Origin of the sequence: Sphingomonas sp. EC-HK361 (assembly GCF_902498785.1) — a bacterium.
Lineage (GTDB): Bacteria > Pseudomonadota > Alphaproteobacteria > Sphingomonadales > Sphingomonadaceae > Sphingomonas.
The window spans coordinates 1,644,113-1,657,425 of the sequence record NZ_LR701494.1 but is presented as its reverse complement, the minus strand read 5'-3'; the positions used below and the strand labels follow the sequence as shown (position 1 = coordinate 1,657,425).

Annotated in this window: 11 protein-coding genes; 5 read left to right on the top strand and 6 right to left on the bottom strand. The window is 67.5% G+C overall.

The window, feature by feature from the left end; all coding sequences use genetic code 11:
• Positions 1-80: 80 nt before the first annotated feature.
• Entirely contained in the window at positions 81-1,142 is a 1,062-nt protein-coding gene (folP, locus tag BOS5A_RS15375) for a dihydropteroate synthase (RefSeq protein ID WP_151955767.1), read from the top strand.
• 43 nt (positions 1,143-1,185) lie between these two features.
• Positions 1,186-2,067, top strand: coding sequence for a bestrophin family protein (locus BOS5A_RS15370; RefSeq protein ID WP_151955766.1), 882 nt, complete (start codon positions 1,186-1,188; stop codon positions 2,065-2,067).
• Between the two features lie 4 nt (positions 2,068-2,071).
• On the opposite strand, the gene BOS5A_RS15365 is transcribed toward BOS5A_RS15370, so the two are convergent.
• The 6 genes from BOS5A_RS15365 to lgt form a co-directional block, all read right to left on the bottom strand.
• Entirely contained in the window at positions 2,072-3,523 is a 1,452-nt protein-coding gene (locus BOS5A_RS15365; protein ID WP_199857396.1) for a flavin-containing monooxygenase, read from the bottom strand.
• A 46-nt stretch (positions 3,524-3,569) separates the two neighbouring features.
• A complete protein-coding gene (locus BOS5A_RS15360; RefSeq protein ID WP_151955764.1) occupies positions 3,570-4,895 on the bottom strand; it encodes a cystathionine gamma-synthase family protein in 1,326 nt (441 codons plus the stop codon).
• 52 nt (positions 4,896-4,947) lie between these two features.
• On the bottom strand, positions 4,948-5,712 hold the full coding sequence (gene pgeF / locus BOS5A_RS15355) for a peptidoglycan editing factor PgeF (protein ID WP_151955763.1): 765 nt from the start codon (positions 5,710-5,712) through the stop codon (positions 4,948-4,950).
• Positions 5,709-6,218 (bottom strand): GNAT family N-acetyltransferase, encoded by a 510-nt coding sequence (locus BOS5A_RS15350; protein ID WP_151955762.1) that lies wholly within the window; start codon positions 6,216-6,218, stop codon positions 5,709-5,711. Before BOS5A_RS15350 ends, pgeF begins: the two co-directional genes overlap by 4 nt.
• Positions 6,215-7,264, bottom strand: coding sequence for a class I SAM-dependent methyltransferase (locus BOS5A_RS15345; RefSeq protein WP_442800521.1), 1,050 nt, complete (start codon positions 7,262-7,264; stop codon positions 6,215-6,217). The genes BOS5A_RS15350 and BOS5A_RS15345 overlap by 4 nt, the downstream gene beginning before the upstream one ends.
• Positions 7,265-7,356: 92 nt before the next feature.
• The gene (lgt, locus tag BOS5A_RS15340; protein ID WP_442800520.1) at positions 7,357-8,262 is read right to left on the bottom strand and encodes a prolipoprotein diacylglyceryl transferase; all 906 of its coding nucleotides are present in this window, start codon (positions 8,260-8,262) and stop codon (positions 7,357-7,359) included.
• Positions 8,263-8,327: 65 nt separating this feature from the next.
• Between lgt and BOS5A_RS15335 the strand changes: the two genes are divergently transcribed.
• From BOS5A_RS15335 to hemH, 3 genes are read left to right on the top strand one after another with little or no spacing between them, the layout of a single operon-like run.
• Entirely contained in the window at positions 8,328-10,028 is a 1,701-nt protein-coding gene (locus BOS5A_RS15335) for a class I adenylate-forming enzyme family protein (RefSeq protein ID WP_151955761.1), read from the top strand.
• Between the two features lie 31 nt (positions 10,029-10,059).
• Positions 10,060-12,282, top strand: coding sequence for a xanthine dehydrogenase family protein molybdopterin-binding subunit (locus BOS5A_RS15330; protein WP_151955760.1), 2,223 nt, complete (start codon positions 10,060-10,062; stop codon positions 12,280-12,282).
• Positions 12,279-13,286, top strand: coding sequence for a ferrochelatase (hemH, locus tag BOS5A_RS15325; protein ID WP_151955759.1), 1,008 nt, complete (start codon positions 12,279-12,281; stop codon positions 13,284-13,286). Before BOS5A_RS15330 ends, hemH begins: the two co-directional genes overlap by 4 nt.
• Positions 13,287-13,313 lie beyond the last annotated feature (27 nt).

Below are 13,313 nucleotides of genomic sequence, written 5' to 3'. Positions count from 1 at the left end.
TTCCCGCGAAGGCGGAAACCCAGACTGGGCCCCCGCCTGCGCGGGGGCACATCTCTCGGAATGCCGCGAGACAATTGACAATGACCTCTTTCTATCTTCGACCCGCGCACTTCGTCGACACACCCGTAGGTCATCCTGACGGCACGGTCGCGCGTCTCGCGGGCGGGATGCTGTGGTTCGCCGCTTATGACGTGATCGAGGACGGCCTACGACGCACCGTCCCCGTCGCCGATGTCGCCACACTCGGCGACCACGCCCAGGTGCTCCACGCTGCGATCACCGCACCGCGCCCCGCGCTCACGCTAGGCGATCGGACGCTGCGCTTCGATCAGCCCCAGGTCGCTGGCATACTCAACGTAACGCCGGACAGCTTTTCGGATGGTGGCGCGCATCTCGATGATCCCGACGGTGCCGCCGCCGCGGCGACCGACATGCTCGCAGCCGGCGCGGCGCTCATCGATCTCGGCGGCGAATCGACACGCCCCGGCGCGCCGCTGGTCTGGGAGGAGGATGAGGCGAAGCGCGTCGTGCCCGTCGTCGAGCGGCTGGCCGCGAGCGGTGCGCTGGTTTCGATCGACACCCGCAAGGCGCTGGTCATGGAGCGTGCGCTCGCAGGCGGGGCCCGCATCGTCAACGACGTGTCGGCGCTGCTCTGGGACACCCGTTCGCTGGAGGTGGTCGCCAAAGCGGGATGCCCGGTCGTCCTGATGCACTCGCCCCAACCGGCCAAGGGTCCGCATGGCGGCGATGGCTACCGCGATGTGGTGACCGAGGTGTTCGACTGGCTCGAGACGCGCATCGCGGCGGTCGTCGCGGGCGGCGTCGACCGGTCGCGCATCATCGTCGATCCCGGCATCGGCTTCGGCAAGACGCTCGCCGACAATTTGGCGCTGCTCAACGATTTGCCGATCTTCCACGGGCTTGGCTGCCCGATCATGCTCGGTGTCAGCCGCAAGCGGATGATCGGCGCGCTGTCGAACGAGGCGCCGGCAACCGAGCGGCTGGGCGGATCGATCGCGCTCGCGATCAAGGGCGTCGAGGCCGGCGTTCAGCTCCTGCGCGTCCACGACGTCGCCGAGACGGTGCAGGCGATCCGCGTCTGGCGCGGCCTCAGGGATCAGGCCCTGACGCGCCGCTCGTAACGCCCGCGCAACCAATCAGCGGGACCGGCGTTAGCGGGGCGCCATGATCGTTGATGCCACCCCCCGCCTCAGCCGCCTTGTCGCCGAAGTCTGGAAACCGCTGGCCGTCCTGTTCGTGTGGGACGTCGTCGTGACGGTCGCCTATTATGTCCTGCCCTTCAAGGCGCCGTCGCTGCCGCTGACGCTGTTCGGCACCGCGCTCGCGCTCTTTCTCGGTTTTCGCGACAATTCCGCCTATCAGCGCTGGTGGGAAGGTCGCGTGCTGTGGGGCGCGATGATCAACGCGTCGCGCAACCTGGCGCGGGAGGCGCGCAACTTCCTGCCCGCGGAGGCGAACGACCTGAAGCGGACGATCGTGCTGCGACAGGTCGCCTATGTGAATGCGCTGCGCTGCCAGCTCCGCCGCCAGCCGCGCGATGCGGAAGTCCTGCGTTTCCTGTCGGAAGGCGAGGCGACCCCGGCGCTCGCGCGCACCAACGTTGCGAACGGCCTCCTCGACGGTACCGGCAAGCGCATCGACAATGCGCGGCGCGAGGGGTGGATCGACACCATCCAGCAGACGCGCATGGAGTCCGTGCTGGTCGATATCGCCAATGCGCAAGGCGGCATGGAGCGGCTGAAGAACACCCCGCTGCCCAATCAGTATCGCTTCTTTCCGACCTTTTTCACGCACGTCTTCTGCGTGCTGCTGCCGATCGGCCTCGTGGAGACGCTGGGTTTCGCGACCCCGCTCGGCTCGACGATCGCGGGACTGATGTTTCTCGCGGTGCTCCAGATCGGCGACGATCTGGTCGATCCGTTCGCGAACACTGTCCACGACGTGCCGCTCGCCGCGATGTGCCGCACGATCGAGATCGATCTGCTGGAAGCGATCGGCGATCCGGCACCCGAACCGCTGACGCCGGTCAAGGGCGTGCTCTGGTAAGGGATCAGGCGGCGAGGATGTCCGCCAGCACCGGCTCGGCCACTGCCCGCGCGTAGCTTTCGGCATTGCCCGACCAGTTCTGGTGGATGCGGCCATTGTCGGCCTTGTACCAGGATCGGCAGCCGGGGTCGGCCCACACCGTACGCGACAGGTCCGCGATCAGCCGGTCGTTGAAACGGCGCTGCGCTTCGGCCGACACCTCCACCGGCACGCCCTCCGCCATAGCCAGCGCCTTGAGCGCGAAACCGACCTGCGCCTCCAGCATGTAGCTGATCGAATTGTGGCCAAGGTTGGTGTTGGGGCCGTAGAGCACGAACATGTTCGGAAAGCCGTGCACGAGAACGCCGAGATACGCCTCGGGGCCGTTCTTCCACGCATCGGCCAGCGTCAGCCCGCCGCGTCCTTCGATCGCGACCGACCAGGACCAGTCGGTCGTCTCGAACCCAGTTGCGTAGATGATGACGTCGAGGTCGTGGAGCGCGTGCGAGGTGCGGACACCGTTTGGCTCGATGCCCTCGATCGCCGCGGTTTCCAGCGTCACTGTGTCGCGCAGCAGCGTGGGGTAGAAATCGTCGCAGATCAGCACGCGCTTGCAGCCGATCGGATAGTCCGGGGTGAGCTTCGCGCGGAGCGCCGCGTCCGGCACCTGCGCCTCCAGATGGTCCAGCGCCTGCCGGGTCAGCGCCGCGCGCCCCTCGGGCGTCCATTCGAACGCCTGCCAGAAAAATGTGTCGGCGGTGTCGAAGATCATCTGGCGCTGCTGCGCGCCCAATCGCATCGCGACCTCGGGGCGGGAGAACATCAGCGCCTTGTCCTCGGGGGTGACCGGGCGGTCATAGCGCGGAATGATCCAGTTGGGCGTGCGCTGGAAGACGGTGAGGTGGGCGGCGACTTTCGCGACTTCGGGGATCAACTGCACCGCGCTCGCCGCCGATCCGACGACACCGACGCGTTTGCCGGCAAGGTCGATATCGTCGGGCCACTCCGCCGCGTGAAACGCGCTGCCAGCAAAACGTTCGCGACCGGGAATTGCCGGGATGGACGGGCGGGAGAGCTGGCCGAGCGCAGGCACGATCGCGTCGAACGTCTCGCGTGCGCCCTCGCTCGTCTCGACCGTCCAAATCCGCGCGGTGTCATCCCACGTCGCGCGCATCGCGGCCTCGTTCAGCCGCAGGCAGTCCGCGAGCTCGAACTGCTCGACCAGTCCCTTCGTATACGCATGGATTTCCGGTCCCCTCGCATAGTGGTGGCTCCACATCGGGTTGGGCGCGAAGGAGAATTGGTAGAGGATCGCTGGCACGTCGCACGCGGCGCCCGGGTAGCGATTGGCGCGCCAGACCCCGCCGACATCCTCCGCCGCCTCGAACAGGGTGACGTCATGGCCCGCCTCACGCGCCTTGATCGCGGCGCACAGCCCGCCGAGCCCGGCGCCGAAGATCGCGATCCGCTGGCCCATCATCCTCTCCTTCGATGCGGGAGGATGATGGGTGCGGCAGCAGTCGTCAAATGGCGTCGAGCGCCGCGCCGAAGTCCGCGATCAGATCGTCGGCATCCTCGACCCCGATCGAGATGCGCACGAGGCTGTCGGTGATGTTGAGCGCCTTCTTGCGCGCTTCCGGCACCGACAGATGCGTCATTCCCGCGGGATGGCTCGCCAGCGTCTCGGTGCCGCCCAAGGATACCGCAAGCTTCGCGATCTTGAGGTGGTCGAGAAAGGCGAACGCTTCCGTCTCGCCGCCCTTGAGGTAGAGCGAGAAGGTCGATCCGGCCCCAGCGCAGTGGCGTCGGTAGATATCGGCCTGCCGCGCATCGCCCTGCTCCTCGAGGAAGCCGAGATAGCCGACGCGGTCGACCTTGGGGTGCGTTTTCAGGAAGTTGCAGACCTTCACCGCATTCTCGCCCGCCCGGCTCATCCGCAGTTCGAGCGTCTCGAGCGAGCGCAGCAGCATCCATGCGGTATTCGGATCGCAGATCGTCCCGATCGTGTTGCGCATCAGCCGGATGGTGTTGATGTGCTCCTTGGAGCCAAGCACGCCGCCTGCGACGAGATCGCTGTGCCCGCCCGCATATTTGGTGAGGCTGTAGACGACGATATCCGCGCCCTGCCGCATCGGCTGCGCCCAAAGCGGGCCGAGGAAGGTGTTGTCGATCGCGATCGGCGGCTTGTTCGCGCCCTTGAAGATCGCATCTCGGCTCGCGGACACCGCCTCCACATCGACAAGCGCGTTCGTCGGATTGGCTGGGCTTTCGAGATAGATCAGCGCGACGTTGCCGCTCGAAGCCTTCGACAGAACCGTGTCGATCTCCTCGCGCGTCGCGCCGGCCGGAAAGTCGAGCCAGTGGACGCCGAAGCGGCCGAGGATACGCGCGATCAGTGTTTCGGTCGCCGCGTAGAGCGGGCCGGAATGGACGATCGTGTCGCCGGGCTTCACCATCGACAGGAACAGCGTCGCGATCGCCGACATGCCGCTGGAGAAGACCAGCGCGTCCTCCGCTTCTTCCCAAAGCGCGAGGCGATCCTCGAGGATTTCCTGGTTCGGGCCGTTGAAGCGCGAGTAGACGAGGCCCTCGGCCCCGCCGGGACGCTTGCCGGTCACACCCTCGAAATGGCGCTTGCCCGCGGCGGCATTGGGAAAGACATAGGTCGAGGTCGCGAAGATCGGCGGCTTCAGCGAGCCTTCGGACAGCATCGGGTCATAGCCGTGCCCCATCATCAGCGTGGCGGGCTTCAGCTTGCGACCGCCGACGGTTTCCACCGTGGGCTTGGGCGAGGTGCGCGCGGCGACGCCAGTCAGGTCGGCTTCGTCCGGCGGTGTAGTCTTTGGCATCAAATCTCTCCTTGTCCGCCGCCATAGCCGCAAGGACTGGTATCGGGCGAGACTATTTCAGGCCAATGATCGAAATCTGGCGTCCGTAGGAAGGCTCGCCGCGGTGGGTCGCGCGGCGATAGCTGAAGAAACGATCTTCGTGCGCATAGGTATCCATCCCCATCGCCTCGACCCGACCGAGTCCGGCGGCCGCCAGGCGGTGGGCGACATAGGCTTCCAGATCGAACTGGTGATGGCCGGGACGGCCTTCGACGAAGAAGCGTTCGTTGGCCCGGTCCTGCACGAGGAAGCGGGCGAGGAACTGCGCGTCCACCTCATAGGAACTGCGCGCGATGCACGGCCCGATCGCTGCGTGGATGCGTGAGCGGTCGGCGCCGATTGCCTCCATCGCGACGATCGTCGCATCGGTCACCCCGCCGATCGCGCCCTTCCACCCGGCATGCGCCGCTCCGACGATGGCGGCGTCAGCGTCGGCAAACAGCACCGGCGCGCAGTCGGCGGTCAGGATGCCGAGCGCAAGGCCGGGCCGATCAGTGACGATCGCGTCGGCATGCGGGCGCAGATCGTCGGCGAAGGGGGCGATGACGGTCACCGCGTCCGCGGAATGGACCTGATAGACAGTGACCAGCGTCGCGTCCGGCAACACGGCATTGGTCGCGCGCGCGCGGTTCTCGGCAATCGCGGCGCGGTCGTCGCTCGATCCGGCGCCGACGTTCAGCCCGGCATGGATGCCTTCCGAAACGCCGCCGCGGCGCCCCAGAAAGCCGTGTGCCACGCCGCCCAGCGCTGCTGCGCGATGGACCTCGACCGTGCTCACAACATCAATCGCATGATCCGGTCGTCATCTTCCTGTTCCCCGACCATGAAGGTGTAGCGCCCGATCTCTTCAAAGCCACGGCGTTCGTAGAAGCGGCGTGCGCGGTGATTGTCGACATAGACGCTGAGGATCATCTGGCTGCGCCCGATGCTGCGCGCATAGTCGATCGCCCACGCCATCAGCGCGGGGCCGACGCCGTCGCCGTGATGGCTGCCGAGAACGTAGAGCTGATAGAGCTCGATCGCGTCGGCCGGCCAGTCGCCGGGGAAGGCGACGGGGCCGAGTTTGGCAAAGCCGACGATCCGGCCGCTGTCGGTCGCGACATGGACGCGAAAGGCCGGGTCGTCGAGTTGCGACGGCAATCCGTCCGCGCCGAACGCCTGGTCGAGAAACGCCGCGAGGTCCGCCGGGCGATAGAGGGTGCCGAACGCCTCGGTGAACGACCGCGCGGCGACCTTGGCGAGTTCGGTGCCATCGGCGGGGGTCGCGGGGCGATAGGCGATCATGCAAAGCCGCTCGGGGTCGGCCAATTCGGCGCGGTGATCGCAAGCGCGCGGAACAGCGTGCCCATGTCCTCGACGAGGCGCATCCGATCGCGGGCGATCGATTCCGCACGTTCGGGCGCGCTGCGGGCGAGTGCGGCGGCGCGGGCGTCGATGCCGAGGATACGCAGGAAATCGCCTTGCGGGGCCGGCCCATGCATGGTCGCGCCCGATGCGGTGGCGGCTAGTGCCAGCGTCGCGAAATCGACCTGCGCGGTCAGATCGCGCTCGCCCGGGTCTTCGAAGGGATTGGCGAAGGCGTGGCCACGCACCGCCTGCAGCGTGTCGCCGACCGCAGGGCCGTCATAGCCATAGTCGATCGTGAGCAGCGCGCCGCCCTGCGTGACGATCCTTGCGGCGATTCCGCACATCGCGTTGACGGCCGCGGGTGCGGTTTCGATGATCGCGCCGACCGGGCTGTCCCGCAGATCGTCGGGGATCACCTGATCCGGCACCGGCTTGCCCGCGATCGGCAGGAACAGCGTGTCCTGGCACGCGACGACGCGTTCGTGCCAGCCGTCGTGGCGCCTGACCACCTGCCGGATTGGCAATGCGTCGAAGAATTCGTTGGCGATGACGATCAGCGGTCGGTCCGACGGAAGGGTCGCGAGGCTGTCGTGCCATGTCGCCTGCGGCACACGCTCGGCCTGGGCGTCGCGCAGGACGGGTGACGTTTCGACGAAATGGACGGGCGGCGTCAGGCCGACCTTCGCCATCGCGCGCAGCGCATCGGCCGCAAGCGTTCCGCGCCCGGGGCCAAGCTCGGCCCAGGCGATATCGGGGCGCCCGGCGCGGTCCCACAGGTCCACGCACCACAGACCGATCAGCTCGCCGAACATCTGGCTGATCTCGGGCGCGGTGGTGAAGTCGCCATCGGTGCCGAGCGGATCGCGCGTCGCGTAATAATGCGCGTTCGCCGCGCCCATGAACTGCGCGATCGGGATCGGCCCGGCGAGCGTGATCGCGCGGGCGAGCCGATCGGGAAGCGGGGCATCACTGAGGTCGGGCACTAAAACTCCGTTGGGTTCGAGCGTAGTCGAGAACCGTTTGCAGGTGGGAAGCGTGTCTCGACTGCGCTCGACACGAACGGCACTCCTGCAATCTAGGCCACGCTCTCCGAGCCGGCGATCGGCTCGACCCGGTGGCGGCGCCCCGCCGCGGTGACGATCAGGAAGATGCCGCCCGCGATCATCGGCAGCGTCAGGAACTGGCCCATGTGGAAGCCCCATTCGCCGAAGAGCGTGCCGCGGAACTGCGCGTCGGGTTCGCGGAAGAACTCGACCGTGAAGCGCGCGAGGCCATAGCCCAGCAGGAAGATGCCGACGAGCTTGCCCGGCTCGTAGCGCGCCTTCGTCCGCCAGAAGAAGAACCACAGGACCGCGAAGAGCGCGATACCTTCCAGCCCTGCCTCATAGAGCTGACTGGGGTGACGCGCGGGCTCGATCATACCGGCCTGCACGGTGCGGTCGAAAACGATGCCCCACGGCGCGTCGGTCGGCTTGCCCCACAGCTCGCCGTTTACGAAGTTGGCGAGGCGGCCGAAGAACAGCCCGAACGGCACCACGCACGCGACATAATCGTGGATGCGCAGCCAGTTTAGCCCGTTCTTGCGCGCGAACAGGATGATGCCGAGCGTGACGCCCAGCACGCCGCCGTGGAAGCTCATGCCGCCGTCCCACAGCCGCAGGATACGGATCGGGTGGAGGAACATTTCCGGCGCGTAGAAGATCACGTAACCGATCCGCCCGCCCAGAATGATGCCGAGCGTCGCGTAGAACACCAGATCGTCGGCGTGGCGGCGCGCCATCGGGGCACCGGGCTGGTCGAGCAGCTTCAGCAGATACCACCAGCCGACGACGATGCCCGCGATATAGGCAAGGCTGTACCAGCGCAGCGTGAAGAACCCGATCGAGAAGATGTCGGGGTGCAGCCCCAGATCGTTGAAGCGGACATGGCCCGCAGGATCGCCGACCATCGCGGCGGCCTGGGCAAGAATAGACAGGATCAAGGCTTTTCCCTCTGCTTTCGTGCCTGCATAGTGGCGCAAGACTACAAGCGAAAGCGGAGAGAGCGATGCGGACCGAACTCGACCAGCGCATGGATGCGGTGATGGCCGCGCTGGCGGGCGAGGGCGGGGACCTGAAGCTCACGACGATCGATGTGGGCGGCCAGACGCTGCCGATGATCGGGGCGGCACCCCCAGCGCTGTCGCACTATTTCGCGCATTTCTGCGATCTCCATAAGGATGCCGAGTTCCTGATCGCCGGCGACGAACGGCTGACCTTCGGTGCCGTGTTTCCGCAGGCGCAGGCGGTCGCGCGCGCGCTGGTGGCGGGCATGGGGGTGCAGAAGGGCGACCGCGTCGGCATCGCGATGCGCAATTCGCCCTCCTGGATCGTGCTCTACATGGGTATCCTGATGGCGGGCGGGATTGCGACGCTGCTCAACGGCTGGTGGCAGGCCGAGGAGATGGAGGATGCGATCCGTGACGTCGCATGCGGGCTCGTCCTTGCCGATCCGCCGCGGGCGAAGCGGCTCGCCGCCATTGCGGGTCTGCCCGCGAAGGTGGTCGAAATCGATGATCTGAAGCCGCTGGCCGAAGCGCTCGCGCCGCTGATCACGCACGACCATGCCACCACCGCGCTGCCGATGCTGAGCGGCGACGATGATGCGACGATCCTCTTCACCTCGGGCTCCACCGGCCAATCCAAGGGCGCGCTCAGCGATCACCGCGCGGTCGTGCAGGGGACATTCAACTATCTGGCGCAGGCGATGATGATGGTCGCGCTGGCGACGCAGGACGGCAATCCGCCGATCGGCCAGCCCTCGACTCTTCTCAACGTCCCGCTGTTTCACGTCACCGCCGAAGTGCCGGTGATGCTGCAGAGCTTCGCGATGGGGCGAAAACTCGTCCTGATGCCGAAATGGGACGCGGAAGAGGCGATGCGGCTGATCGAGGCCGAGAAGATCACCTATTTCGTCGGTGTGCCATTGATGAGTTTCGAGATGCTTACTCATCCCAACCGGCAGAAATATGACTTGTCCACCGTCGCCGATTTCGCGGCGGGTGGCGCGCCACGTCCGGTCGATCACGTTCGCCGGATCGCGGAGGAGATGCCGGGTTCGCCGCTCATCGGTTATGGCCTGACCGAAACCAACGGCATCGGTTGCGGTAATTGGCGGTCGAACTATGTGGCGAAGCCCAATTCGACCGGGCGCCCGTCCGCGCCGCTCGTCGATCTCGCGATCCTCGACGATGCGGGGAAGCCCGTGGCGCAGGGCGAGCGGGGCGAGATATCGATCCGGTCGGTCTGTCTGTTCAAGGGCTATTGGAACAACCGGGAGGCGACCGCTGCGTGCATGACCGCCGACGGCTATTTCCGCACCGGCGACATCGGCTATCTCGACGCGGAAGGCTATGTCTTCATCGTCGACCGCAAGAAGGACATCATCATTCGCGGCGGCGAGAATATCAGCTGCCAGGAGGTCGAGGCGGCGCTCTACCAGCATCCCGAGGTCGCGGAGGCGGCGGTCTTCGGTTTGCCCGACGAGAAATACGGGGAGGTGCCGGGTGCCGTCGTCCATCCAGCGGACGGCGCCGCGCTTACGCCCGATGATCTCTGCGCATTCCTCGCCGAGCATATCGCCGCGTTCAAGGTGCCGCAGCGCATATGGATCGCCCACGATCCACTGCCGCGGCTGGGAACCGAGAAGATCGACAAGGTCACGCTGCGCGCCGCGTATCGCGCGCGGGCACAAGCCGAAGCCGCTTGAGCCTGTCGCCCACTCGCCTATGGCGTGGGACATGAGCGGGGTCAGCAGGCGCACACTCCTGGTCGGCGGCGGGGCGGGCGTCGGGCTCGTCGTCTCGTGGGCGCTGTGGCCGCGAACCTATGCGGGGAACCTCAGCGCGGCGCCGGGCGAGACGATCTTCGGGGCATGGCTCAAGATCGGGCGCGACGGGCACGTCACCGTCGCGGTGCCCCAGTGCGAGCACGGGCAGGGCGTCTATACCACGCTGCCGCAGATCGTGGCGGACGAGCTGGGCGCCGACTGGCGGACGGTCGGCGTCGAGGCAGCGCCGCTCAATCCGCTCTACGCCAATCCGCTCGGCGCGGGCGAGATTTTCGAAGGCGTGTTCGATGCGCTTCCCGACAGCGTGCGGGCGACCCATGCCGAGCGCGCGGTGCTGATGGTGACTGGCGGCTCAAGCTCGATCCGCCAGTTCGAGCCGGCGCTGCGCGACGCCGGCGCGGCGGCGCGGGTGTTGCTGTGCAAGGTGGCGGCGACGCGGTGGGGTGTGGACTGGCAGGCCTGCGGGACGGCAGCGGGATTCGTCGTGCACGGCGCGCAGCGGCTGCGCTTCGGAGAGCTTGCGGAAGAAGCGGCTGGCGGCGCCATCCCCGATCCACTGCCCTATCGCGACGGAGAGAAGGGACGGCTCGCCGGCCAGTCGGTCGCGCGCCTCGATGCCCCGGCGAAGGTCGATGGTTCGGCACAGTTCGCCGCCGACGTGCGGCTGCCCGACATGGTCTTCGCCAGCATCTGCCAGGGGCCGGTCGGCGACAGCCGGCTGGTGCGGACCGACAAGGCCGCCGCCAACCGCATCCGCGGCGTTATGGAGATAGTGGAGACTGAACGCTGGGTCGCCGCCGCGGCCGAGACCTGGTGGGCGGCGAACCAGGCGATCTCGGCGCTCGCCCCGCGGTTCGAGACCAAGGGGCCGCGCGTCGATTCGGCGTCCATCGACCGCGCGCTGACCGCCGCCTTCGATCGACCGGCGCAGCGCATCGCGTCGGGTGATGATCTGGCAAACCTGCTGACCGGCGGCGGCGTGATCGAGGCGGAATACCGCGTCGGGCTTGGCCAGCACGCGGCGATCGAGCCGATGACCGCAACGGCCTATTATCATGGCGATCGGCTCGAACTGTGGTTGCCGACGCAGGCGCCGTCGTTTGCCCGGTCGGCGGCGGCACGGGCGGCTGGCCTGCCCAACTCCGCGGTGACGGTGCATCCGATGCTGACCGGGGGCGGTTTCGGTGCCAATCTGGAGCACGAGGCGGCGGCGCAGGCGGCAACGCTGGCGGTGACGCTCAAGCGGCCGGTGCAGCTGCAATGGTCGCGTGCGGAGGACTTGCTGCATGACCGTTTCCGCCCGCCCGCGATCGCCCGTATGCGCGCGCGGCTCGCGGCGAACGGCGCGATCCTTGCCTGGCATGCGCGCATCGCTGCGCCGTCCACCGGTGCCGAGCTGGCGTCGCGGCTGATGCCGGGGGATCTCGTGCTGAAGGCCGCGCTCGCGCTTCCCGGCGCGCAGGATGGCTATGCGGTCGCCGGCGCCTTGCCACCCTATCGCCTGCCTGCTTTCGCGATCGATTATCACGCGGCGGATATCGGCGTGCCGACCGGGCATCTGCGCGGTGGTGCGCACGGCTATACGGCGTTCTTCACCGAATGTTTCCTCGACGAACTCGCGCGCGTCGCCGGGAACGAGGCGATGTCCTACCGCATCGGGATGCTCGGCGGCGACGCGCGGCTCGCGCGGTGCCTGTCGACCGCGGCCTCGCTCGGCGGATGGAATGGCGGCGTGGCGGGAAGCGGGCAGGGGATCGCGTGCCACGCCTTTCGCGGCAGTTATGTGGCGGTGCTGGCCGAGGCGCATGTCGACGAGGCGCAGCGCATCCGGGTCGATCGGCTCGTCGCGGCGGTCGATTGCGGACGGCAGATCCATCCCGATATCGTTCGCCAGCAGATCGAGGGCGGGCTGATCTTCGGGCTGGCGAATGCGCTCGGCGTCGCGACCGGGTTCACCGCGAACCTGGCCGACGTTCGCGGGATGGGCGCGGTGCGCTTGCCGCGGCTGGCCGAAACGCCGGATATCCTTGTCGAGGTCATCGACAGCGATGCCGATCCGGGCGGTGTGGGGGAGATCGGTGTGCCGGCCGTCGCGCCGGCCATTGCCAACGCCTTGCAGTCGGCCGGCGGAACCCGGTTGCGGAGCCTACCGTTACGCACGGGCAACCAATGACACTCCCGCCCGATCATCCCCCGATTACGCCGCCGCGCATCGGCGTACTGCTCATCAATCTCGGCACGCCCGACGCGCCGGATACGCCGGCGGTGAAGCGCTATCTGGCGGAGTTCCTGTCCGATCGCCGCGTAGTGGAGCTTTCGCCGCTCCTCTGGCAGCCGATCCTGCGCGGTGTGGTGCTGACGACGCGGCCCAAGAAGTCGGCGGCGGCGTATCACGAGGTGTGGCGCGAAGACGGCTCCCCGCTCGCCGCCATCACCAGGGCGCAAAGCGATGCGCTGCAGGGCGCGTTCGGCGCTGACGTCGTGGTCGACTGGGCGATGCGTTACGGCTCACCGTCGATCCCGGATCGGCTGGAAGCGATGAAGGCGACCGGGTGCGAGCGAATCCTGCTGGCGAGCCTCTATCCGCAATATTGCGCGGCGACGACCGCGACCGCGCACGACCGTGCGTTCGCGGTGCTGGCGGGAATGCGCTGGCAGCCGGCGATCCGGACGCTCCCGCCCTATTACGACGACCCGCTCTACATCGATGCGTTGAAGATCGAACTGGAGCGCGGGGTAGCGTCGCTCGATTTCGAGCCCGAAGTGATCCTGACGAGCTTTCACGGCATGCCGCAACGCACGCTCGAACTCGGCGACCCCTATCACTGCCAATGCCGCAAGACCGCGCGCCTTCTCGGCGAGGCGACGGGGCGGCCGATGACCGTCTCCTTCCAGTCACGCTTCGGGCGTGCGAAGTGGCTGGAGCCGGCGACCGATGCGACGCTGGAGGAACTGGCGGAGAAGGGCGTGAAGAAGATCGTCGTCACCGCACCGGGCTTTTCCGCCGACTGCCTGGAAACGCTGGAGGAAGTCGCGATGCAGGGGCGCGATACCTTCCTTGGCGGTGGCGGCACGCACTTCGCCTATCTTCCGTGTCTGAACGCGAGCGAGGCAGGGATCACGATGCTGCGGCGCATCCTTGCGCGGGAACTTGCGGGCTGGGTGACGCTTCCCTAGCGTCGGCGCCAACGACAAGAAGGAGAG